22 protein-coding genes and 1 tRNA gene are annotated in these 20,613 nt (G+C 67.2%); 12 read left to right on the top strand and 11 right to left on the bottom strand.

The window, feature by feature from the left end; all coding sequences use genetic code 11:
• Window positions 1–64 precede the first annotated feature (64 nt).
• Window positions 65–520: a hypothetical protein gene (locus tag ACNSN7_RS12880; RefSeq protein WP_418282702.1), complete on the top strand. Its 456-nt coding sequence runs from the start codon at window positions 65–67 to the stop codon at window positions 518–520.
• An 80-nt stretch (window positions 521–600) separates the two neighbouring features.
• Here the strand turns inward: ACNSN7_RS12880 and ACNSN7_RS12875 are convergent, their stop codons facing one another.
• Window positions 601–801 (bottom strand): VNG_1110C family protein, encoded by a 201-nt coding sequence (locus ACNSN7_RS12875; protein ID WP_418282701.1) that lies wholly within the window; start codon window positions 799–801, stop codon window positions 601–603.
• A gap of 157 nt (window positions 802–958) precedes the next feature.
• Between ACNSN7_RS12875 and ACNSN7_RS12870 the strand changes: the two genes are divergently transcribed.
• Together ACNSN7_RS12870 and ACNSN7_RS12865 are read left to right on the top strand one after the other, a co-directional pair.
• The gene (locus tag ACNSN7_RS12870) at window positions 959–2,068 is read left to right on the top strand and encodes an OBG GTPase family GTP-binding protein (protein ID WP_418282700.1); all 1,110 of its coding nucleotides are present in this window, start codon (window positions 959–961) and stop codon (window positions 2,066–2,068) included.
• Between the two features lie 2 nt (window positions 2,069–2,070).
• Window positions 2,071–2,652 (top strand): TIGR04206 family protein, encoded by a 582-nt coding sequence (locus ACNSN7_RS12865; protein WP_418282699.1) that lies wholly within the window; start codon window positions 2,071–2,073, stop codon window positions 2,650–2,652.
• Window positions 2,653–2,656: 4 nt separating this feature from the next.
• On the opposite strand, the gene ACNSN7_RS12860 is transcribed toward ACNSN7_RS12865, so the two are convergent.
• Window positions 2,657–3,355 carry a helix-turn-helix domain-containing protein gene (locus ACNSN7_RS12860; RefSeq protein WP_418282698.1) on the bottom strand — a complete coding sequence of 233 codons (699 nt, stop codon included), beginning with the start codon at window positions 3,353–3,355 and terminating at the stop codon, window positions 2,657–2,659.
• 141 nt (window positions 3,356–3,496) lie between these two features.
• Window positions 3,497–3,991, bottom strand: coding sequence for a DUF411 domain-containing protein (locus tag ACNSN7_RS12855; RefSeq protein ID WP_418282697.1), 495 nt, complete (start codon window positions 3,989–3,991; stop codon window positions 3,497–3,499).
• Between the two features lie 361 nt (window positions 3,992–4,352).
• Here ACNSN7_RS12855 and ACNSN7_RS12850 point away from each other — a divergent pair, with 361 nt between their 5' ends.
• The gene (locus tag ACNSN7_RS12850) at window positions 4,353–6,104 is read left to right on the top strand and encodes a cobyric acid synthase (RefSeq protein WP_418282696.1); all 1,752 of its coding nucleotides are present in this window, start codon (window positions 4,353–4,355) and stop codon (window positions 6,102–6,104) included.
• A 160-nt stretch (window positions 6,105–6,264) separates the two neighbouring features.
• Here the strand turns inward: ACNSN7_RS12850 and ACNSN7_RS12845 are convergent, their stop codons facing one another.
• Both ACNSN7_RS12845 and ACNSN7_RS12840 read right to left on the bottom strand, forming a co-directional pair.
• Window positions 6,265–6,861, bottom strand: a complete 597-nt coding sequence (locus ACNSN7_RS12845; RefSeq protein ID WP_418282695.1) for an NAD(P)/FAD-dependent oxidoreductase — start codon at window positions 6,859–6,861, stop codon at window positions 6,265–6,267.
• Between the two features lie 129 nt (window positions 6,862–6,990).
• Complete coding sequence (locus ACNSN7_RS12840; protein ID WP_418282694.1) at window positions 6,991–8,268, bottom strand: MBL fold metallo-hydrolase; 1,278 nt, start codon at window positions 8,266–8,268, stop codon at window positions 6,991–6,993.
• Window positions 8,269–8,422: 154 nt separating this feature from the next.
• Here ACNSN7_RS12840 and ACNSN7_RS12835 point away from each other — a divergent pair, with 154 nt between their 5' ends.
• The 4 genes from ACNSN7_RS12835 to ACNSN7_RS12820 all read left to right on the top strand — a co-directional run bounded on the left by ACNSN7_RS12835 (window position 8,423) and on the right by ACNSN7_RS12820 (window position 12,384).
• Window positions 8,423–9,190: a nucleotide-binding protein gene (locus ACNSN7_RS12835; protein WP_418282693.1), complete on the top strand. Its 768-nt coding sequence runs from the start codon at window positions 8,423–8,425 to the stop codon at window positions 9,188–9,190.
• The gene (locus tag ACNSN7_RS12830; RefSeq protein ID WP_418282692.1) at window positions 9,187–9,801 is read left to right on the top strand and encodes a DUF8054 family protein; all 615 of its coding nucleotides are present in this window, start codon (window positions 9,187–9,189) and stop codon (window positions 9,799–9,801) included. Before ACNSN7_RS12835 ends, ACNSN7_RS12830 begins: the two co-directional genes overlap by 4 nt.
• Window positions 9,802–9,922: 121 nt before the next feature.
• Entirely contained in the window at window positions 9,923–10,681 is a 759-nt protein-coding gene (locus ACNSN7_RS12825) for a DUF8116 family protein (protein ID WP_496923309.1), read from the top strand.
• A 185-nt stretch (window positions 10,682–10,866) separates the two neighbouring features.
• A complete protein-coding gene (locus ACNSN7_RS12820) occupies window positions 10,867–12,384 on the top strand; it encodes an amidase (RefSeq protein WP_418282690.1) in 1,518 nt (505 codons plus the stop codon).
• A 3-nt stretch (window positions 12,385–12,387) separates the two neighbouring features.
• Here the strand turns inward: ACNSN7_RS12820 and ACNSN7_RS12815 are convergent, their stop codons facing one another.
• Both ACNSN7_RS12815 and ACNSN7_RS12810 read right to left on the bottom strand, forming a co-directional pair.
• A complete protein-coding gene (locus ACNSN7_RS12815; protein ID WP_418282689.1) occupies window positions 12,388–13,356 on the bottom strand; it encodes a succinylglutamate desuccinylase/aspartoacylase family protein in 969 nt (322 codons plus the stop codon).
• A 201-nt stretch (window positions 13,357–13,557) separates the two neighbouring features.
• Window positions 13,558–13,631 (bottom strand) — tRNA-Val (locus ACNSN7_RS12810).
• A gap of 61 nt (window positions 13,632–13,692) precedes the next feature.
• Here ACNSN7_RS12810 and ACNSN7_RS12805 point away from each other — a divergent pair.
• From ACNSN7_RS12805 to ddfA, 4 genes are all read left to right on the top strand, one after another.
• Window positions 13,693–14,166: a DUF192 domain-containing protein gene (locus ACNSN7_RS12805; RefSeq protein ID WP_418282688.1), complete on the top strand. Its 474-nt coding sequence runs from the start codon at window positions 13,693–13,695 to the stop codon at window positions 14,164–14,166.
• Between the two features lie 80 nt (window positions 14,167–14,246).
• The gene (locus ACNSN7_RS12800; RefSeq protein WP_418282687.1) at window positions 14,247–14,660 is read left to right on the top strand and encodes an SHOCT domain-containing protein; all 414 of its coding nucleotides are present in this window, start codon (window positions 14,247–14,249) and stop codon (window positions 14,658–14,660) included.
• Window positions 14,661–14,667: 7 nt separating this feature from the next.
• Window positions 14,668–15,375 carry a DUF4013 domain-containing protein gene (locus ACNSN7_RS12795; protein WP_418282686.1) on the top strand — a complete coding sequence of 236 codons (708 nt, stop codon included), beginning with the start codon at window positions 14,668–14,670 and terminating at the stop codon, window positions 15,373–15,375.
• Between the two features lie 113 nt (window positions 15,376–15,488).
• Entirely contained in the window at window positions 15,489–15,749 is a 261-nt protein-coding gene (ddfA, locus tag ACNSN7_RS12790; protein WP_418282685.1) for a DdfA family disk-determining factor, read from the top strand.
• Between the two features lie 257 nt (window positions 15,750–16,006).
• Here the strand turns inward: ddfA and ACNSN7_RS12785 are convergent, their stop codons facing one another.
• The 4 genes from ACNSN7_RS12785 to ACNSN7_RS12770 are packed head-to-tail and all read right to left on the bottom strand — an operon-like array spanning window position 16,007 to window position 20,528.
• Window positions 16,007–17,185 (bottom strand): ABC transporter ATP-binding protein, encoded by a 1,179-nt coding sequence (locus ACNSN7_RS12785; protein WP_418282684.1) that lies wholly within the window; start codon window positions 17,183–17,185, stop codon window positions 16,007–16,009.
• A complete protein-coding gene (locus ACNSN7_RS12780; RefSeq protein WP_418282683.1) occupies window positions 17,185–18,084 on the bottom strand; it encodes a carbohydrate ABC transporter permease in 900 nt (299 codons plus the stop codon). The genes ACNSN7_RS12785 and ACNSN7_RS12780 overlap by 1 nt, the downstream gene beginning before the upstream one ends.
• Entirely contained in the window at window positions 18,081–19,148 is a 1,068-nt protein-coding gene (locus ACNSN7_RS12775; RefSeq protein WP_418282682.1) for a carbohydrate ABC transporter permease, read from the bottom strand. The genes ACNSN7_RS12780 and ACNSN7_RS12775 overlap by 4 nt, the downstream gene beginning before the upstream one ends.
• A 6-nt stretch (window positions 19,149–19,154) precedes the next feature.
• Complete coding sequence (locus tag ACNSN7_RS12770) at window positions 19,155–20,528, bottom strand: ABC transporter substrate-binding protein (RefSeq protein WP_418282681.1); 1,374 nt, start codon at window positions 20,526–20,528, stop codon at window positions 19,155–19,157.
• Between the last annotated feature and the right edge of the window lie 85 nt (window positions 20,529–20,613).

Below are 20,613 nucleotides of genomic sequence, written 5' to 3'. Positions count from 1 at the left end.
GAAGGGTAACCACATACGAAGGCTATTTGTACGCTCACACTGACCCACCAATAACGAGTTCACTATGGTCTCGCTTACCCTCTTGAGTACGGCACTGATGGGGCTGCTCGTCGTCGCCACGTTCGTCGCCGTCGCACGGATCGGCGGGCGGCGCGGTCCGCCCGACAGTGAGGAATCGGTCGATGGATACGACGCGGCAACCAACCGACTGAGCGAGCTCGCCCGCACGCCGGCCGTCTGGTCCATCACGTTCGTCGTCGTGACCGTCGGCGTCGGGGTCGCCACCGTTCTCGCGGTCGGAAGCTTCGGCCTTCCGGAAGGAACGTCGTCGATCTTTCTCACCGTCGTGTACGCCGCCATGGGCCTCCTGTTGACCGGGTTCGTCTTCCTCGGCGCGTACTTCGGCGCTCGCGGTCGCGGTCTGGGGAACGCTCACGGCATCGCGGCGGGATCGTTCGCGGCGGGACTCGCCTTCCTGGTGCTCGTCACCGCACAGCTGCTCGTCGGCGTCATCGGATAGTGGCGTCATCCCGCCGACACTGAGTCACCGCAGCGGTCGGGTCGACGGACGGGGTGCACTGGATACGGGCCTACTGCGCGTTACGCGACCGTGACGCCGTTGCGAGTGAGGTACTCGCTCGCCGCCTTGATCTCGACCGGACTGCCGATGACCCGGCACTGACCGTCCGACTCGAACACCGTCACGGTCGACCGCTCGTGGAGTCCCTCTCGAAGCCCGTCGAGCGCGTGACACGGGAGAACGATCTGCGTGCTGTCTCGGAGGCTCGCCGGGTCCGGCATTCGACGTGCGTTCGGTCGACCCTGTCGAATATAACCGTGTCGAAGTATCGATACGCCAACCACTCGTGGGGACGACGGCGTCCGGCGTTGGACCGGCCGGCTCCCCGATGAGCCCGAAGGAACAACTTTAACGAGCCGAGCGGCGGATCGTACACCAATGGGACTGGAGGAGGAGATCGAGGAACTCCGCGAGGAGATCGCCGAGACGCCGTACAACAAGTCCACGGAGGCACACATCGGACGGCTGAAAGCGAAACTCGCGGAGAAAAAGGAGAAACTGGAGAACCAGTCCTCTGCGGGCGGTGGTCACGGCTACGCGGTCGAGAAGCACGGTGACGCCACCGTCGCGCTCGTCGGGTTCCCGAGCGTGGGCAAGTCCACGCTGATCAACGCCCTCACGAACGCCGACAGCGAGGTGGGCTCGTATGAGTTCACCACGCTCGACGTCAACCCCGGGATGCTCCAGTACCGCGGGGCGAACATCCAGATACTGGACGTGCCGGGGTTGATCGAGGGTGCCGCTGGCGGGCGCGGAGGCGGGAAGGAGGTGCTCTCGGTCGTCCGGACCGCCGATCTCGTCGTGTTCATGCTCTCCGTCTTCGAGATCGAACAGTACGACCGGCTGAGCGAGGAGCTGTACGACACGAACATCCGGATCGACACCGAGCCGCCGAACATCAACATCCGGAAGACGCACAAAGACGGGATCGGCGTGACGATGAGCGACGACGTGACCCTCGCCGAGGACACCGTCAAGCAGGTGCTCCGCGAGTACGGCTACGTCAACGCGAAGGTGACGATCCCCCACGACCTCACGATCGACCAGCTCGTCGACGCGGTGATGGACAACCGCGAGTACCTCCCCTCGATGGTCGCCGTCAACAAGGCGGACCTCATCGATACGGAGTACCTCCCGACCGTCGAAGCGGAACTGCGCGAGCGAGGACTCGATCCGGACGACGTCATCTTCATCTCCGCCGAGGAGGAGCTCGGCCTCGACGGCTTACGAGAGCGGCTCTGGGCCGAGCTCGGACTCATCCGTATCTACATGGACAAGCCCGGTCGCGGCGTCGACTACGAGGAACCCCTGATACTGTTCGAGGGCGACACCGTCGGCGACGCCTGCACGAAGATCGGCGGCGAGTTCGACGAGCGATTCAAGTTCGCCCGCGTCTCCGGACCGAGCGCGAAACACGACGACCAGCAGGTCGGGAAGGGCCACGAGCTCGCGGACGAGGACGTGCTCCGCATCGTCGCCCGGAAGTGAGCATGGCGTCGCTCCCGTTCGCCGAACGGGCCGACGACGGGGAGGACAGCGATGTAAACGGGATGAAAGACGAACGGACCGCGAGCGGCGCATCCGACGTGAGCGATTCGACGGCGCTCGTGCTCGTCGTCGGGCTGTTGGCAGTTCCGATGACCGTCGTCCCCTCGTCGTCCGGCGGCCCCACGTTCGTGACCCTGTGGGGGTTCATCGGAGCCGGTCTCGGCGACCCGACGACGGGTCCGAGCGCGTATCCGGTGTGGTCGTACTTCGCCGATCGGGCGCGACCGTTCGGAACCCTGCCAACGTCGATTCAGGTGTGGCCGGTGGCGATCGGCTTTCATCTCCTCGCGGTCGCGAGCGCCGCCGGCGGCGTCGCCTTCGGTCGGGAGGACCGCCGCGTGACGGGCGGACTGCTCGTGTTGGCCGCGCTCGCGACCCTCTGGGTCAGCGTCGGGGTTGCCGGGCGAGTCGGCGTCGGGCGGACCGCGGGATGGGTCACCGTGATCCCGACCGGAGCGCTGGCGACGATTTCGGTCGCGATCGGGCTGTACGGAGCAGATCTCCGCGATATCCTTCGGCGGTAGCCGATCACTCCATCTCCGGCGTCGACGACAACACCGCATCGAGGAGCTTCGCCTGTGCGGCCGAGAGGTGTTGTGTGACCGTCGAGACGGCGAGATCGAACTCCGCGGCCACGTCAGTGGCGTTTGCCCCGCCGGACGGCTCGAAATATCCCATCCGGTGGGCAGTCTCCAACACGTCGAGCTGTCGATCGGTGAGGTCGGATCGATCGACGAGAACGAGGTCCCTGTCGGACCCCTCCGTTGCCGTCACGAGACGTTGCACGGTGACGTCGGCACCGATCGTCGAGAGCTCATCGGCGACCTCCGACATCGCTTCGTCCCAGTCGAGTCGGACCCAGTCGCCGCCCTCCTTTTTCATCGGTTCCTTGAGTCGGTTCGGAGAGTTGACCGTCTGGCTCAGGCTCGCGCCCTTCGAGCAGAGTCCGCCCTGATTGATCGGGTGATCGTCCCACGACTCCTGGCCGACGATCGCGTCGTTTTGTACCTCCATCTTGAGCCCACACCCGACCGCACAGTGTGAGCAGATCGTTTTGACCAGTTCCGTGTCCACCCCCTCGCTCGTCTCGTCCGTCTCTGATCGAGCGTCCTCGACCAGCGTGCGGCTGCCGACGCCCGCAGCGAGCGTCGCCGCCGCCCCCGCCTTGAGAAATCCTCGCCGGCCGAGAGCGCTGCTGCCGGAGTTCTGGCTCATGCAAACTATCATTAGCAACTCAGCTCCCTGACTTTCGTACGCGAATATAACGCGTCTTTAAGTACAGAATCGATTCGGGTGACAAAGACAGTACATACAACAGCAACTCGGACGCGGAGCTACCGCCGTCCGGACGACTCCCGCACGAGTGCGCTATCGCTCGACGAACGGTTCGTACTCCTCCGCTCCGTCGAACGCGTAGACGGTCCACTCTCCGTCCTTCTCACCGGGCATTCCTGGCGATCCAGCGGGCATCCCCGGAAGCGCGATCCCGGCGACGTCCGGCTCCTCCTCGAACAGTTCGATGAGTATCTCGACGGGAACGTGTCCTTCGACCACGTAGTCGTCGAGTGCTATCGTGTGACAGCTGTCGAGGGCAGTCGGGACCTCACGTTCACGTTTGACCGCATCGAGGTCGTCCAACTCCTCCACCGCGAGAGTCCCGTCGAGATGATCGTCGAGATACGCCGCGTATTCATCACAGCAGTCGCAGTTCGGCCCGTTGTACTGGACGGCATGCGAGACCGACAGCGACTCCGTGACCGCCCACTCGTCGCGGTTTGCGTCGCCGGTGAGACAGCCCGCGAGGGCGACGGTGGAGCCGACGGCGGCGATCATCGACCGACGGGAGAGCGGTTCGAGTGTCATCGGTTCTCCCCTTGGATCCGTGTTCGGTTTCATGATTCGATCGTTTTCAGTTCGTGGGAACGTGCCGCCCGAACATCCACGTGAAGGGTCGGAACGGCAGGAAGCGTCGTCATAGCGGGGACCCAAGTTCACGACCGCGAGGCGGTTCGAGACGACAGAGACGTCGGAGGCGGCCATCGCGGTCCCCGCCAACGCGGGGTTGAACAGCCCGATCGACGCGATCGGCGTGATGTGGACGCGCTCTCGAACCGACAGAGCGAAACGGCACGCTCACGATCCGCAGACACACGCTCACGATCCGCGGAGACGACCATCGCGACCGCGCTCGCGACGCGTTTCGCTCCACACACCCCTCACGCTCATGACGAGAGACGCACGAACGCTGTTGGTCGCCGGAACCGCCTCGCACGTCGGAAAGTCGACGGTCGCCGCCGGGCTCTGTCGACTGCTCGCCGATCGGGGCGTCGACGTCGCTCCGTTTAAAGCACAGAACATGTCGAACAACGCGCGGGCGGTGCCGACGTCGTCGACTGCGTCGCCGAACAGCACCGATTCCGGCGGCGGCTTCGGCGAGGTCGGCGTCTCACAGTACGTGCAGGCTCGCGCCGCCCGCGTCCCGCCGGAGACGGACCACAACCCCGTGCTCCTGAAGCCGCGCGGAGACGGCGAGAGCCAGCTCGTCGTCAACGGCGAGGCCGTCGCCCACTACGCCGCCTGCGACTACTACGACGATCACTGGCACGACGCGCGAGACGCTGCCGAGGCCGCGCACAAGCGGCTCGCGGCGGATCACGACGTCGTCGTCGCGGAGGGCGCGGGGTCGATCGCGGAGATCAACCTCCACGACCGCGATCTGGCCAACGTCGAGACGGCGCGCTTCGGTGACGCCGCGATCCTCCTCGTGGCGGACATCGAGCGCGGCGGCGTCTTCGCCTCGCTCGTCGGAACGCTCGAACTGCTTCCCGACGACCTCCGAGCGCGCGTCGGCGGCGCGGTTATCACCAAGTTCCGCGGCGACGTCTCCCTGTTGCGTGACGGCCTCGACGCCTTCGAGGAGCGAACGGGCGTTCCCGTGCTCGGCGTGCTCCCGTACGACGATCCCGGCCTCCCCGAGGAGGACAGCGTTGCACTCCCGGCCGAGGGCGAGCGGGCGGTTCACGGCGCGGACGACGGCGTGCCGGACGAGCGCGCGGTAACCGTCGCCGTCCCGCGACTCCCGCGGATCTCGAACGCGACGGACACGGAACCGCTCGCGGCGATGCGGGGCGTTCGGGTGGCGTACGTCCCGCTCGACGACGATTTAGGCGGAGCCGACGCGGTCGTCCTGCCGGGAACGAAAAACACCGTCGACGACCTGATCGCGTGTCGCGAGGCGGGGTTCGACGAGGCGATCCGCGCGTTCGACGGTCCCGTCGTCGGCCTCTGTGGCGGCTACCAGCTGCTCGGCGAGCGGATCCGCGGCGCGGACGTCGAGAGCGCGGACGCGAACGCGCCGGAGACCGTCGACGGGTTCGGGCTGCTGCCTGTCGAGACGACGTTCGACGCCGACAAGCGGGTCGTCGCGACCGTGCTGACGGTCGATCCGAACCCGAACGGTCTGTTACGCACGCTCGGCGAGACGAGTCCCGGATCGCGCGTCGAGGCGGTTTCGGTGTCCGGCTACGAGATCCACATGGGCGAGACGCGCCCCGCCGGACACGCTGGTCCGTCAGACGGGGTGGAAGCCGACCGTACGGACGTCGCGCTCTCGACGCCTTTTAAACCCGGGCGCGGGGGCGGGGACCGCTCGGGCGTCGAACTCGGCGCGGCAACCGACCGGGTCCTCGGAACGTACCTGCACGGCCTGTTCGAGAACGAGCCCGTCCGGTCGGCGTTTATAAGCGAGGTGCGGGAACGGGCGGGCGTCGAGCGCCCTCCCGAGCGGGTCGGCGGCGACGGCACCACGCCGTACGACCGCGCCGCGGACCTCCTCCGCGACCACGTCGACCTCGCGGCGCTGGACCTCCGGATCGGTGACGAGGCGCTGGACCTCCCGGTCGGTGACGGGGTAGAGGGGTGCTCGCACGGTGCCGATCCGGATGGTCCGCCCGATCTCGACCGAAACGGTATTTAAAGAAGGGGAGGGACGGTATCGTCCGATCGTCCGATTATCCGGTCGACGGATCAGTCGGTCTTCCGGTCGACGGATCAGTCGGTCTTCCGGTCGACGGATCAGTCGGTCTTCCGGTCGACGGATCAGTCGGTCTTCCGGTCGACCGGCTGTCGGAGATGCCTTACTCCTCGTCGGCCATCGCGCCGAACACGGCGCTCGCGTCGGCGGGGACGTCGAAGTCGTGGTAGTGTTCGCCCTTCTCCTTCGAGAGGACGTTCAGGGCGGCCGCCGCGCCGTCGCCCGCGGAGATCACCGCCTGCCACTCCTCGACGCGGACCATCGCGCCGGTCGCGTACGCGTTCGGGACGCTCGTCTCCATCGTGACGTCGACGTCGACGACGTCGCCGTCGAACGCGCAGCCGAGCGACTCCGCCAGATCGCGGTTCGCGCCGGTCGCGAGCACGACGTACGTCGCCGTGTGCTCGCCCTCGGCCGTCTCGACGGCGAAGCCGTCGTCGACCTCGGAGACGTCCTCGACCGCCTCGTCCTGTCGCCGGTCGACGCCGAAGCCGTCGACCTGCGTTCGCGCCGTCTCCATAAACGCCGACCCGTCGATCGAGCCGATACCTACATAGTTGAAGAGATGCGCCTTGTGCATCCACGTCGAGTCCGTATCGAAGAGGAGGGTGTCGAGCCCGTTCTTTTCAGCGAAGAGGGCAGCGCTCAGTCCGGCGGGACCACCGCCCACGACGATGACGTCTGCGTTTGTGTCGCTCATCGATCGATCGGACGTGCCGTACCGACAAGAACTCCCGAGTAACGGACGTGTCACCCCGTGACGACCGTGGTCTGAGAGGGGTTCGCATATCGATCGTCCGAATCACCCAACAACCGTCCGGATCACGCGTCAGTCGTCGGCGTTCGGCTCCGCCGCGGTCTCCGCGGCACAGCGGTTCGGTCCGAGTTCGAGTTCGATGGCGGCCACCTCGTCCTCGGGGGCGTCGACGCCGCGGTTGGCGTCGATCACCGCCTCGTAGTTCGGCGGCTTCTCGGGAAGCGTCGCGGTGATCCGGTCGACGAACGTCTCGCGGTCGGCGTGTAACAGCCGGATCCCGTGTCGGGCGTCTCGGATCGTCGTCACCACCGGCTCGCCGGGCGTGACGTCGCCCGTCGTTCCGTCGTTCTCGACGGTGAAGTGGCCGGGACAGACGACGACGTCGTCCGGCTCCGCGAGCACCGTCGCGTGCAGCGAGTCGTACAGCCGCTCCGCGCCGGTGGCGGCACCCGCGGCTTCGGTGTCCGCTCGCCCTCCCTCGCCCGCTCCATCGGCCATCCCCTCGCCGCCCGCCGCGAACTGTAGCTCCGTCCGGCCGACGCTGTCGGTAAAGAGCGTGTCGCCGGTCAGCACGGCCGAGCGTCCCACGAGGTAGCTCGCCATGTCGTCGGTGTGTCCGGGCGTCGCGAGCGCCTTGAGGTCGACTCCCCCGACGTCGAGGGTCTCGTTGCGGGCGAGCGGCTCGAACTCGTAGGCGACGTCGCGCTCGCTCGCGGCGGCCGGGAGGGAGTACGGCACGTCGAGCTCGTCCGCGAGCGCACGGCCCCCCGAGAGGTGGTCGGCGTGGACGTGCGTGTCGAGGACGCCGACGATCCGCGCGCCGTGGTCTGCGGCGGCCGCGCGCCACTCCGTACCGTGTCGAGAGACGTCGATCGCGACCGCGACACGGTCGCCCGTTCCGCTGGGGCTCTCCGTTCCGCCCACGACGAGGTACCCGAGACACCCCTTCGCACGACGCTGGATCTGGACGATGTCGAGCGGATCGTCACCGGCGTCGGGAACCGGGACGTCGGCCCGGTCGTACACCGCGGACCAGCCGCGCATCCCGTCCTCGATCACGAGGACGTCGTCGTACCCCGCGGCCTCCAGTTCCTTCGCGAGCGCGAGCGACGCCTTCCCCTTCGCACAGGTCGTCACGACGGCGTCGGTCGGGCACAGCCCGGTCTCCCGCTCGAACTCGTCGATGTCGAACTCGTGGAACGGCTTGTAAACGTAGTTGATCGAGCCGGCGATGCGCCACCCCTCGAAGTCCTCGGCCAGCCGCGTGTCGATCACGGTGAACTCGCGGTCGCCTCGACGGGCCTCGTCGGTCATGTCGCGGAAGGCGTCGGCGGTGACGACGGTTGGCATACCGATCCATCGCCGTCGGGACACAAAGCGTTGTCCCGGATTCGCGCCGTCCCCGGCCGCCTCGTCCCCGGCCCGCCTCGTCCCCGATAGATCGAACGCGACGATCGGCGTCACGGACGAGAATCCTTAACAGCGTGTACCATCGATGGGGTGTATGGTCGAGGCGTTCGCGGTCGCCAGCGGCAAGGGCGGCACGGGCAAAACGACGAGCACGCTCGCACTCGGGATGGCGCTGTCGGCCGACTACGACGTCACGGTCGTCGACGTCGACACGGGGATGGCGAACCTGCTCTTTCACACCGGACTCGACGACGCCACGGTCACGCTGCACGACCTCCTCGTCGACGGCACGGCGACGGACGTCTCGGAGGCGACCTACGAGCGGTTCGGGATGTCGGTCGTCCCGTGTGGCACCTCGCTGACGGCGTTCGAGGCGGCCGATCCCGCGCGGCTGCGCGGCGTCGTCGCCGAACTGGCCGCCGACGCGGACGTCCTGCTTCTGGACTCGCCCGCCGCGCTCGGCTCGAAGTCGGCGGTGTTGCCGATCGTGTTGGCCGACCGGACCGTGATCGTCGTGGAGCCGACGATCCCGGCACTGTCGGACGGGCTGAAGGTCCAGGAGTACGCACGCACGTACGGCACGGAGACCGCGGGCGTCCTGTTCAACAAGGTCAGAGGCGACGCCGGCGACGTCGCCGATCAGGCGGATCGCCACTTCGGCGGGCCGGCCCTCGCGCAGGTGCCCGACAGCGACGCCGCCCGCGGAGCGCGCCGGGCCGGCGAACCCCTGCTCGCGTACGCACCCGATAGCGAGGCGGCAGCGGCCTATCGGCGCGCGGCGGCCGCCCTCGACGTGCGCGACGGCGACGGCGACGACGTCGCCGACCGGTTCACGAGCGCCGTCGTGCCGGACACGCCATGACGTCGGGTCCCGGCGAGCCGGCAGCGACCGGGACCGACGCCGGCGAGGCGGACCTCCGTATCCCCCGGGGAGAGCTGCTCCGCTCCCGAGTCGTCACGGACCTCGGAACGTCGCTGTCGACCGTGCTCGACCGCGAGCTCACGGGCTACGCGACGATCGTTCCGCAGGAGACGCTGCTGCTCGCGGGCGACGTTCGCGGCGTGGTGACCTTCGAGAACGGCGTCCCGGTGCTCGCGTACAACACCGTCACGGACAACGGCGGCGGGGACGCGCTCGCGGAACTGGCCGTTCCCGGCCCGTATCGCGTCGAACTGTACGTGGTCGACCCCGAGGCGCTCACGGACGCTCACGGGGCAGACCCCCTCCGTGTCGCCCCCGGCAGCGTGGCGACCGAACTCGCCGACGATACCGATCTCGCGGCACGGACCCGGTCCGTCGCTCCCGACGACCGGCTGGCCGAGGACGACCCTGACGACGCCGACGCGGTGGCGGCGTTCCTCTCCGACGACGATCGAATCGAGGCGATCCGAGAGCAGGCCCGCGAGGAGGCGCGAACCAGGGCCGAGGAGTGGGGACTCGACGACGCGCTCTCCGACGGCGGCGAGACGTAGTCGACCAAGCGACCCTCCCCGGAGACGTCGTCGACCAGGCGACCCTCTCCACCCGCGACCGCGTCCGACGACGACCACCCGATCCGCCCACGACCGCGTCCGACGACCGCACCCGCGTCGGATCGGTTTTGTCGCCTCGGGGCGTACGACGGACATCACCGTCCTCCGTCTGCTCCGGCTGACCGCCCCGGCCGACTTCGCGGACTGGTACGTCGCCAGTCGGACGTATACCCGCCGCGTCGCGGCCGGGATGGACCTCGCGGGCGCTGACGCCGTCGACGGCGAAGCGGTCGCCGCCCGGCTCCGCGAGGACCCGAGATCGCTGTCGCCGCCCGAAGCGCGGTCGGTCGCGGCGACGCTGCTCGCGGACGGCGTCTTCTCGGAGCCGTACTGCGAGTGGATGCCGCTCTGGTACGAACTGGCGCTGCTCGCACCGGTGCGCTACGGCGAGTGGCGACTCCGCCGCGTCGCCCGCGAGGTCGCCGTGGCCGCGGACGTCACCGTCTCCGCGCCGCGGTTCTCGCGCCCCCGGGACGTCACGGTCGACGGACATCCGGCGCTCGATGGGATCTCGGGGTTCCGCGAACGGTTCCTGTTGGCCGCGGCGCTCCTCCATCTGGAGTGGTTCGTCCACGCCGCCGAAGCGGACGGAATCGAGCTCCCGAGATCGCTCGTCGTGCGCGCTCGTGCGGAGACGCTCGATCACTACGCCGGGAATCGTGACCGCCTCTCCCCGGAGATCCGAGAGTTCCAGCGGTTGCTGTTCACCGACGACGCGTGGGTCCGGGACGTCGACGAGACGTACGGGCTGAACAGCCGGCTGTTCGGACTGTGGGAGCGGATCCTGCGGGCGGAGCGTGACCGGCTCGAGGGTGACTGAGTCGACTCCTTCGGCTCCGTCGAGGTCGTCTCTCCAGATGGCGTGTCGCATGAAACAGCCAGTCACTGAACGCGGTGTATTGACCGCCGAAGTTCTATTACGGAAAGCACGGCACAGAGGCCCGAAACGTCGTCGCTTGCGTCTGCAGGCCCCGCGTACTTCACTCCGAGGATCGAGTGGTCGTTATGCCGATTCGCCCGCCAACGAAAGAGGACCTCCGCGAACTCGGCGAGGAACTGTTTCTCGATCTCACCGAGGAGGAGCTAGCGTTCTTCGCGAACATGGCCGAGCAACGAACTGACACCTACGAGACGGTGATGTCCCGATATCCTGAGCCCCGACTCGGCGGGGTCGAGCGGCGCGAACGGAGCTCGGGACGGCGCGTGTCCGACAGCGAGGACCCACACAACGCCTGGATAACGCAGTGTTACGTACGCGGGGACGAGGGTGGGCAGCTCGACGGCTGGGACGTCGGCGTCAAGGACAACGTCTTCGTCGCCGGGGTCGAGATGACCTGTGGCTCGCAAGTGATGGAAGGATTTGTTCCGAACCGCGATGCGACGGTCGTCACGCGGATCCTCGAGGCTGGCGCGGACGTGGTCGGCAAGACCAACATGGACGACATGGCGATGACGACGACCGGCCACAGCGCGTTCGGCCCGATACTGAACCCCTACAACGAGGATCGACTCTCGGGCGGGTCGAGCGGCGGTAGTGCGGTCGCCGTCGCAACCGGTGACGTGGACGTGGCGCTCGGCTCCGACCAGGGGGGAAGCATTCGCATTCCGGCGGCGTTTTGCGGCGTCGTGGGTCACAAGCCGACCTATGGACTCGTCCCGTACACGGGCTGTATCGGCATCGAACACACGATCGACCACCCCGGACCGATCGGCCCCGACGTGGAGAGCGTCGCCCGGACGCTCACCGCACTCGCCGGGAGTAACGAGCAGGACCTGCGATCCCACGCACCAGTCCCGACCGAGCAGTACGAGGACGCCCTGGACGGCGACGTATCGGACCTCTCTATCGGCATCCTCGAGGAGGGATTCACCCAGTCGAATGCGGAGACGGCGGTTCTCGAGACGACGCGAGATGCACTCGACGTGTTGGCCGAACGCGGTGCGACTCTCGAGGACGTTTCCGTGCCGATGCATGCCGATGCCGGAGACATCCACTCGGTCTGTGCCACGGAGGGGTTGCTGGATGCGATGAGAGGCGAGGGACTCGGGCACGGCTGGAAGGCGTGGTACAGCCGCTCGTGGGTAGAGATGTTCGGAAAGATCCGACGGACCCAGGCGGACGATTTCCCGCCGACCCTCAAACTAATGTTGCTCCTCGGAGCGTACACGAACCGCGAATACCACTCTCAGTACTACGCCCACGGGATGAATCTCGTCGTCGAAATGACCGAGCGCTACGACGAGGCACTCGAGACGTACGATCTGCTCGCGATGCCCACGACGGTTACGTCGGCGCCGGAGCACAGACCCGATCAGGATCCGTACGAGCGACTTCAGGAGCCAGCGGTCGTCGCAAATACGGAACCGTTCAACAGGACCGGACACCCAGGCGTGAGCGTGCCGGCCGGGATGGTCGACGAGTGTCCGGTCGGACTCATGCTCGTCGGGGCGCGCTTCGACGATGCGACGGTTCTGAACGCCGCGCACGCAGTCGAGTCCGAGATATCCGTTCCCAGCGTGTGACGGCTACCGTTCGAGCGGTAGCGCGACGTTAGCCAGCGTCTCCCCGGCGATGATCGTCGCTTCCCGTGTGAGCGCGTAGAGCGTCCCGTCTCGGTCGGCCCGGACTTCCTGGTGAACCTCGTACGTGCTCGGATCGTACACCGTGCCGAGAGCGTCACCCGCCTCGACCGTGTCACCGATCTCGACGTCGGGATCGATGACGAACAGCCCGGAGTCCGTTGCGGTCACCCGACCCAGGTGGTTTCGAGCCAGTCGGGGCGTTCCGTTGGAAGCCGGATCACCGGCGAGGATGCCGACCTCGCGAAGGACGTTTTGCACGCCTCGGATGCCGGTCTCGACCGCCGGTTCGTCGATCCACGTGTTGTACCCCAGTTCGGGCGTGATACACGTGATATCGCGTCGTGTGGCAGCGACGCGGAGCTTCCCCGAGAAGTTCCGCCGGTGCCACTCGTGGCCGGCTTCATCAGGTCGTGATTCGACGAGCGCCAGGTCCGTTCCGAACGCCCGGGCGAGCGCGAGCCCCTCGTCATCGTCCTCGGTGACGACGACGTGGGACAGGGCGTCGGGACTCATGGTGTGGAGATCGATGATGACGTCGGCCTCGCCTGCGTACTCCCAGAGCCGCGCAGCGATCCGTTCGTGGACCGTCCCGTCGGAGTCGCCCGGCCAGACCCGGTTCATGTTCGGATGCGTCTCCTCGATAGCCCGCGGCGTCGTATACGACGAGTGGTCGAAGGTCAGCGGGCTGGCGATCGGCACTGCGACGACGCGCCCCGCCTCGACACGTTCGCGTAACTCGTCGTGGAGTCGTCGGAGCACCTCCGTACCGTTTACCTCGTAGCCGTGTTGTGCGGCCTGGACGTACACCGTCGGTCCGTCGGAATCGCCGACGTATTCGTGTACGGTCGTCCGTATCGGTTGCTGGGACGGCAGGTGGGATATCGTGATCGTCGATTGCGAGTACGTGCCCATCTCGGTGGAGATAATGGAGCTACCGCTAAACGCCTTCTGCAGGCCCCCACCTGGAACCCGTTCGGTTCACTGCAAGAACGGGCTCGAGCGGAGTCGAACCACGGTCGTTCCCGTTCGCTCGCTCCGCTCGCTCACCTCCCACTCCCTGATTCGACTCCGCCCCGTATACATTTCTGTGACTCACTTCGTTCGTCCCAGAAATGGGCTCGGGCGGAGTCGAACCACCGATCTCAGCCTTGTAAAGGCCGCGTCATAACCAGCTAGACCACGAGCCCTCACCGAAACTCACCCGCCGGGAGCGGAAAACGGTTTCCTTCTCGGCCGCCAACGTCGGGCGTGAACCGCCGCCACGTCGCACTCGTCGGGCTTCTCGTCGTCGGTCTCGCAGCCGTCGCCGTCTACGCGAACCCCGCCCTTCTGATCGGGGGCTACGAGACGACGACGGTCGAGGCCGTCGACGCCGACACCGGCGAACGGTTGGCGACCGTCGACGTACGGATCGCCGACAGCCTCCCGAAGCGGTACGTCGGCCTCTCCGCCACCGACGAACTCGGCGCGGACGAGGGAATGCTGTTCGTCCACGACGAGCCGGGAGAGTACGGCTACGTGATGCGGGACATGGCGTTCGCGATCGATATCGTGTTCGTCGCCGCCGACGGCGAGATCACGGCGATCCACGGGGCCGAACCCGAGTCTCGACCGCTGACGACCTACGAGGGCACGGGCAAGTACGTCCTGGAGGTCCCGATGGGATGGAGCGCCGACAACGACGTGACGGTCGGCGACCGGATCCGCGTCGAGGCCGACTGAGGCGACGTCGCCTCGAGCGCCGGACCGGCTCCGATCCTCGCGACGAAACGCTTTCGAGGATCGCTTTCGTCTTTCCCGGTATGACGGGTCCCCTCGGTCGTATCGCCTGGAACCTCCGCCGTCACTGGCGGCGGCTGTTTGCCCTCCTCGTCGTCGGTGCGGGCGTCCTCGCGCCGTTCGTCACCGGTTTCTGGTGGTCGCTCCCGCTCGTCTGGTTCCTCGGACTGTTCATCGCGTTGCCCCTCCTGCACACCCTCGCGAAACCGCTGCCGGACCCGGACGACGCCGGGCGCGGGAGCGACCGAACCGACGACGCCGCGCTCGACGCCCTCCGGGAACGATACGCGCGCGGCGATATCGACGAAGCGGAGTTCGAACGGAGACTCGATCGGCTCCTCGAAACGGAGGACGCCGAAACCGCCGACCGCGAGGGCGGCGTCCGCGAGCGCGTTCGCGAGAACGTTCAGCGCGAGATGGAGCGGCTCCGCGAGTGAGCCGAGCGTGATCCGGTCCCTGCTCGCGTACCCGTTCCGGGGGTCGCCACGGGTCGACGCCGTCCTCGTCGGCGGCGGGCTCCACCTGCTTGCGGTGTGGCTCCCGCTCGTCCCGTTCGTCGCCGTCGCCGGCTACCTCGCTCGCGTGCTCGCGGCGACGGCCGCGGTCGACCGCGTCGACGACGCGAACCGTCCGGGGTGGCGTCCCCTCCGCCCGCTCCTGTGGGACGGCGTTCGACTGCTGACGACGTGCGTCGGCTACCTGATCGTCCCGACGGTCCTCCTCGTCGTCACCCTCGGCGGCCCGCTCGAACGAGTCGACCCGACCGGGACGACCGACGGACTGATCTTCGTCGCCGGCACGACGCTGACGACGCTGCTCGCGTTCGCTGCCGCGTACCCGCTCCCGGCCGCGCTCGTCGCGGTCGCCCGCGAGCGGAGCCTGCGTGCGGCCGTCGACCGAACGCTGATCGGAACCGCGACCCGCGACGCCGGCTACCTCGTGGCGACGCTGTTCGCCGCCGCCGGACTCGCCGTTGGCGCAGGCGTGTACGGGCCGCTCAACGCCGTCGCCGCCGGCTTCTTCGCCGCCTTTTATATAGAGGTCGTCGCCGCGGCGACCGTCGGGAAGGCGACCGGTCGGGCGTGGGAGCGGCAGGGCGTTGGCGGCGGCGATCACGCCGTCGTCGGCGATCACGCCGTCGACGAACCGTGAGCGGGAGTCGTCGCTGCCGTCCACGCTCGGTTCGGCACGGTTTGTTACGATCCGTATGTGGGACATATAACGTCTGACATAGGTTTATAACACATACTGTGTCTCTGTATAACATGTCACGAGAGGGGGAACCGGTGTCCGAGCGCGTCGTTCGAAAGGTCGCGACTGCCACCGATAGCGACTCACTGGAGCTGCCGCCGCTGTACGGCTCGATCGATCCGGACGCGCTGGACAGGCTCGTCGCACAGCTGTCGGACGGCGAGATCACGTTCACCTACGCGGACCACGAGGTCGTCGTGAGCGGTGACGGGACCGTCGATCTCCATCACACCCCGACTGAGCGTTCGACCGTCGGGCTCCCCGGCGACGATTGAAACGGCGACGCGCCGCCGGCTCCGTGGTCCGTTACGGCGGCACGACTCGATCGACGCGACCGAACCGCCGTGAGCCATGGTTCTGTCGCGTTCGACACGGTGACGTCTGATACGCCGAGCGCAGTGGCTTTCGGGGGTCGCCCCCGGAGTTGGTTGCTGAAACACCGACGGTGTCGGCGAGTCGGCGGAGCCGACGATCCAACACAGCCGACACGGCCGACGGGACGCCTACACAGCCGACACGGCCGACGGGACGCCTACACCCGATTCGCGTCGAGTTCGGCGTCCGCCAGCGATCGGTTGTGAACGGCGTCACCGGACGCGCGATCGAACAGGTGGATCGCCGACGCCGGGAGGCCGACCTCGACCCGGCTCTCGTCGGTGATCCGTCGGAGGCCGTTGACGGTCGCCACCAGCTTCGGGCCGGCGTCGAGCGCCAGGTGAACGACGTTCTCGTCGCCCATCGGCTCGACGACCTCGACGGTCGCCGCGAAGGCGTGAGCGTCGTCGACGCTTCCCGCACCGGCCTCGCCGTCGCCCGTCTCCCGGACGACGACGTCCTCGGGTCGGATCCCGAAGGTGACGTCCGCACCGTCGGCGGTCGCACCGACGTCGCCGATCGAATCGGCCGCGTCACCGGAGAGCGGGTACCGGAACTCGCCGTCGACGAGCACGCCGTCCTCGCTCGCGCAGTCGAGGAAGTTCATCGACGGCTCCCCGATGAAGCCGGCGACGAATCGGTTGGCGGGGCGGTGGTACGCCTCCAGCGGCGTGGCGACCTGCTGGAGTTCGCCCGCGTCGAGGATCGCGATCCGGTCGCCCATCGTCATCGCCTCCGTCTGGTCGTGCGTGACGTACACGGTGGTCGTATCGAGGTCGTTCTGTAGCTGCTGGAGCTCCGTCCGCATCTGCGAGCGGAGCTTCGCGTCCAGGTTCGAGAGCGGCTCGTCCATCAGGAACGCCTCCGGCTCGCGGACGATCGCTCGACCGAGCGCGACGCGCTGCCGTTGCCCGCCCGACAGCGCACCGGGTTTCCGGTCGAGTAGCTCCGTGATGTCGAGCATCGACGCCGTCGACTCGACGCGGTCGTCCATCTCCGCGTCGGAGAGGTCGGTCGACTCCTCTAACCCGAACCGCATGTTCTCGCGGACGGTCATGTGCGGGTACAGCGCGTAGCTCTGGAACACCATCGCGATGTCCCGCTCCGCGGGTCCCTGCTCGTTTATCCGTTCGCCGGCGAGCCGTATCTCGCCGTCCGTGATCGTTTCGAGCCCCGCGACCATGCGGAGCGTCGTCGACTTCCCGCAGCCGGACGGTCCGACCAAGACGAGGAACTCCCCGTCCGCGATGTCGACGCTCACGTCGTCCACGGCGAGGACGGAACCGTCCCCCTCGCCGAATCGTTTCGTCACCGAGTCGAGTTCGAGTCGTGCCATTAGGTTTCACCTGCGACGCCTTTCGCGAACTGTTCGCCGAAGAGGACGTACACGACGAGCGTCGGCAACGCCGCGATGAACGCCCCCGCCATCTGGAGGTTGTACTCCTGAACGAACGATCCCTGTAGCTGATTCAACGCGACGGTCACCACCTGATTCGACGGGTCGCTGACCAACACGATGGCGAACAGGAGGTCGTTCCACACCTGCGTGAACTGGTAGATGAGCGTCACCGCGAAGATCGGCACCGACAGCGGGAGCACGATCCGGCGGTAGATCGTCATCGCCGACGCCCCGTCGAGTCGGGCCGCCTCCAGCATCTCCTCGTCGATCGTCGCGTAGTACGCCCTGAAAAGGACCGTACAGATCGGGATCCCGTAGGCGGTGTGAGTGATGCTCAGGTTGATCAGTCCCTGGTTGTTCTCGACGAACGCGAGGGGGATCCGAGCCCCGAGGTCGACGAACGACCAGAACTGCGTCAGCGGTACCAACACGGCCTGATACGGGATGAACACGCCGGCGACGAACAGCGACAGCACGCCGATCTGGCCGCGCCAGTTCAGGTTCGTCAGCCCGTAGGCGGCGATCGACCCGAAGAACGCCGACAGCACCGTCGCGGGGATCGCCATCATCGCGCTGTTTATGAGGCCGGCCGAGAGCCGATCGAACGCCACCTGCCACGCCGCGAACGTGAACTCGCCGAGCGGCGGCGGCGCGAACGGCGTCGTCGCACGGAAGCCGTCCGTCGTTTTAAACGCGGTCATCAGCCCGGACTCCAGCGGTGCGAGGTAGAACGCGACCATGCCGAGCAGCACGGCGTACAGCGCCACGCGCGACCGGTCGATGCGATCGAAAAGCGAGTCGGAATCGTCGGTGCGTTGCGTCGCGTCGTCGCTCATAGTTCACCTCGCCGGTACTGCAAGTAGAGGTACGGGCCGATCACCGACAGCGCCATCGCGAACAGCACCATCGCGACCGCGGAGCCGTACGCCCACTGGAGTCGGTCGAACGCGACCCGATACATCATCACCGCGAGGATGTCCGCGGAGCTGCCGGGGTTGACGCCGAACAGCACGAACAGGAAGTCGAAGGCCTTCAGCGCGAACACCATCAACACCACCGCTGCCGACATCGTCGACGCGCGGAGCTGCGGGACGATGACGCGCCAGTACATCCGAACCGACGACGCGCCGTCGATGCGCGCGGCCTCGTACTGGGCGGTGGGGATCGCGCGCAGCCCGGCGAGGTACACGACCATGCAGTAGCCGGAGAACTGCCACATCAGCGCGAAGATGATCGCGGCGAGTTTGAACCGCGGGTCCGCGAGCCACGCCTGCGTCAGCACGTCGAGGCCGACTCCCCGCAACAGCTCGTTGATCAGGCCGATCCGGGGGTTGTACATCCACGACCAGAAGATCGCCGTGACGACGAACGAGAGGCTCATCGGCAGCAGGTAGATCGTCCGGAACGTGTTCTCGAACCGTATCTCCCGGTCCACGAGGATCGCGAGGACGAGCCCGACGCCGAGCGAGAGCGCGGTGAACACGACCAACAGAACGACCGTGTTCCGGAACGCCGCGATGAAGGAGGCGTCCGTTAAAAGCGTCGTGTACGCTTCGGTCGTCAGCGACGTGTACTCGGGTTGGCGTAGCCCCTCCCAACCGGTCAGCGAGATGACGAAGTTCCACGAGATCGCGCCGTACACGAACAGCAACACGAGGAGCCCCGGCGGCCCCCAGAACGGGAGCGACTCCAGGAACTCGCTCCGTCGGAGCCGCGTCGCGAGCGGGGTGCTGTCGGGGTCGCCGGCAGTCGAGGTGTCGTCGGTCCCCGTGACGGTCGTTCCGCCGTCGGTACGGACCGCATCGGCGGTGCCGGCGTCCGTCTCCCCGCTGTCGTCGCTCCTCGCGCCGCTCCCGTCACCGCGCCGTGCTCGGAGCGACCGAAGTGTCCGATCGAACATCGGGCCTTAGAACGCGTCCCGAATGGCCTCGTAGGCCGTGTCGACGTCGAGGTTCTCGTTGAAGTTGGCGAACGCCTCCTCCAGTTCGGAGTGTATCGCCGGTGCGACCGCCGTCCCGTGTGCGATCGTCGGCGGCTGGTTCGTGGAGTTCTCGAAGTCCTCGAACTGCCGGGAGAGGAACGCGCCGAACTCGTCCATCGGCACGTCGGTTCGCGGCGGGATCGAACCCTTGACCGGGTTGAACCGCTCCTGGGCGTCGACGGTGCCCGCGTAGTTCAGGAACTGCTCGGTCGCCTCCGGCGAGGGGTTGCTCGTCGGGAACACGAACGAGTCGATGACGGAGTGGTAGACGCCGTCCGATCCGGGGAACGGGACCATGTCCCAGTCCTCGGCGAACTCGAAGCCCTCGGCGGCCTCGTACTGCCCGGCCGCCCAGTCGCCCTGATGGAGGAACGCCGCGTTCCCCTCGATCAGCTCGTCGTTGCCCTGGTCCCACGAGATGGAACCGGCGTCCTCCGGGTAGTGGTCCGCGTACGCCGCAAGCAGGTCCAGCGTCTCTCGGATCTCGTCTTCGAGGTCCGCGGCACCGCCCTCGATGAACGAGACGTACTCGTCTGCGCCGTGCTGGCCGATGAACACGTCCTCGAACAACTGGAGCGTCGACCACGGGCTCTGCGTCTGGTGAGCGAGCGGGACCGCATCGGTCTCCGCGTCGATCGTCTCCAGTGCGTCGAGGAGCCCCTGCGGGTCGTCGATGTCGGTCGCGTCGACGCCGGCGTCGTCGAGGACGTCGACGTTGTAAAACAGGTTGTTCATCCGGTGGATGTTGATCGGCACCGCGACGAGGTCCCCGGCCGGGCTGGAGAGCTCGATGATGTCGTCGAGGTACGCCTCCCGCATCTCGTCGTCCCAGACGGAGTCGCCGATGTCCTCCAGCAGGTCGGCGTCCGTGTACGGCGTGAGCGCCTGTCCGGGCCAGATCTGGAACGTGCTCGGGGGGTTGCCGTCGAGCACGCGGTTCTGGATCACCGTATCGATCGCCGAACCCGCGCCGCCGGGCGCGGGGTTGTCGACGATCTCGACGTCCGGATGCGCCTCGCGGAACCCGTCGAGCAGGGCGTTGAACGCGTCCTCCTCGCCGCCCGCGGTCCACCAGTGAACGATCTCCAGGTCTCCTTCCTCGGCGTCGGGGGCGTCGCCACCGGAGTCGCCGTTCGTATCGTCACCGCCCGAATCACCCGTTCCGTCGTCCTCCTCGAACTCGTCTTCGGGGTCGTCGGAACACCCCGCGATACCCACGGTCACAACGGCACCTGCACCCGCGACGTACCGGCGGCGAGTCAGACGAGCGTCCCCCTCGGATCGATCGTTTCGTGACATGTGTCAATGGGTATTCGATCCCGAGTATACTTAATTATTGACAATCCTTTCCGGTTGTTGACGGTCGATTTAAGATCGGCCCATT

Source organism: Halorubrum rarum (assembly GCF_048380895.1).
Lineage (GTDB): Archaea > Halobacteriota > Halobacteria > Halobacteriales > Haloferacaceae > Halorubrum.
This window is presented reverse-complemented; position numbering and strand designations above follow the sequence as displayed.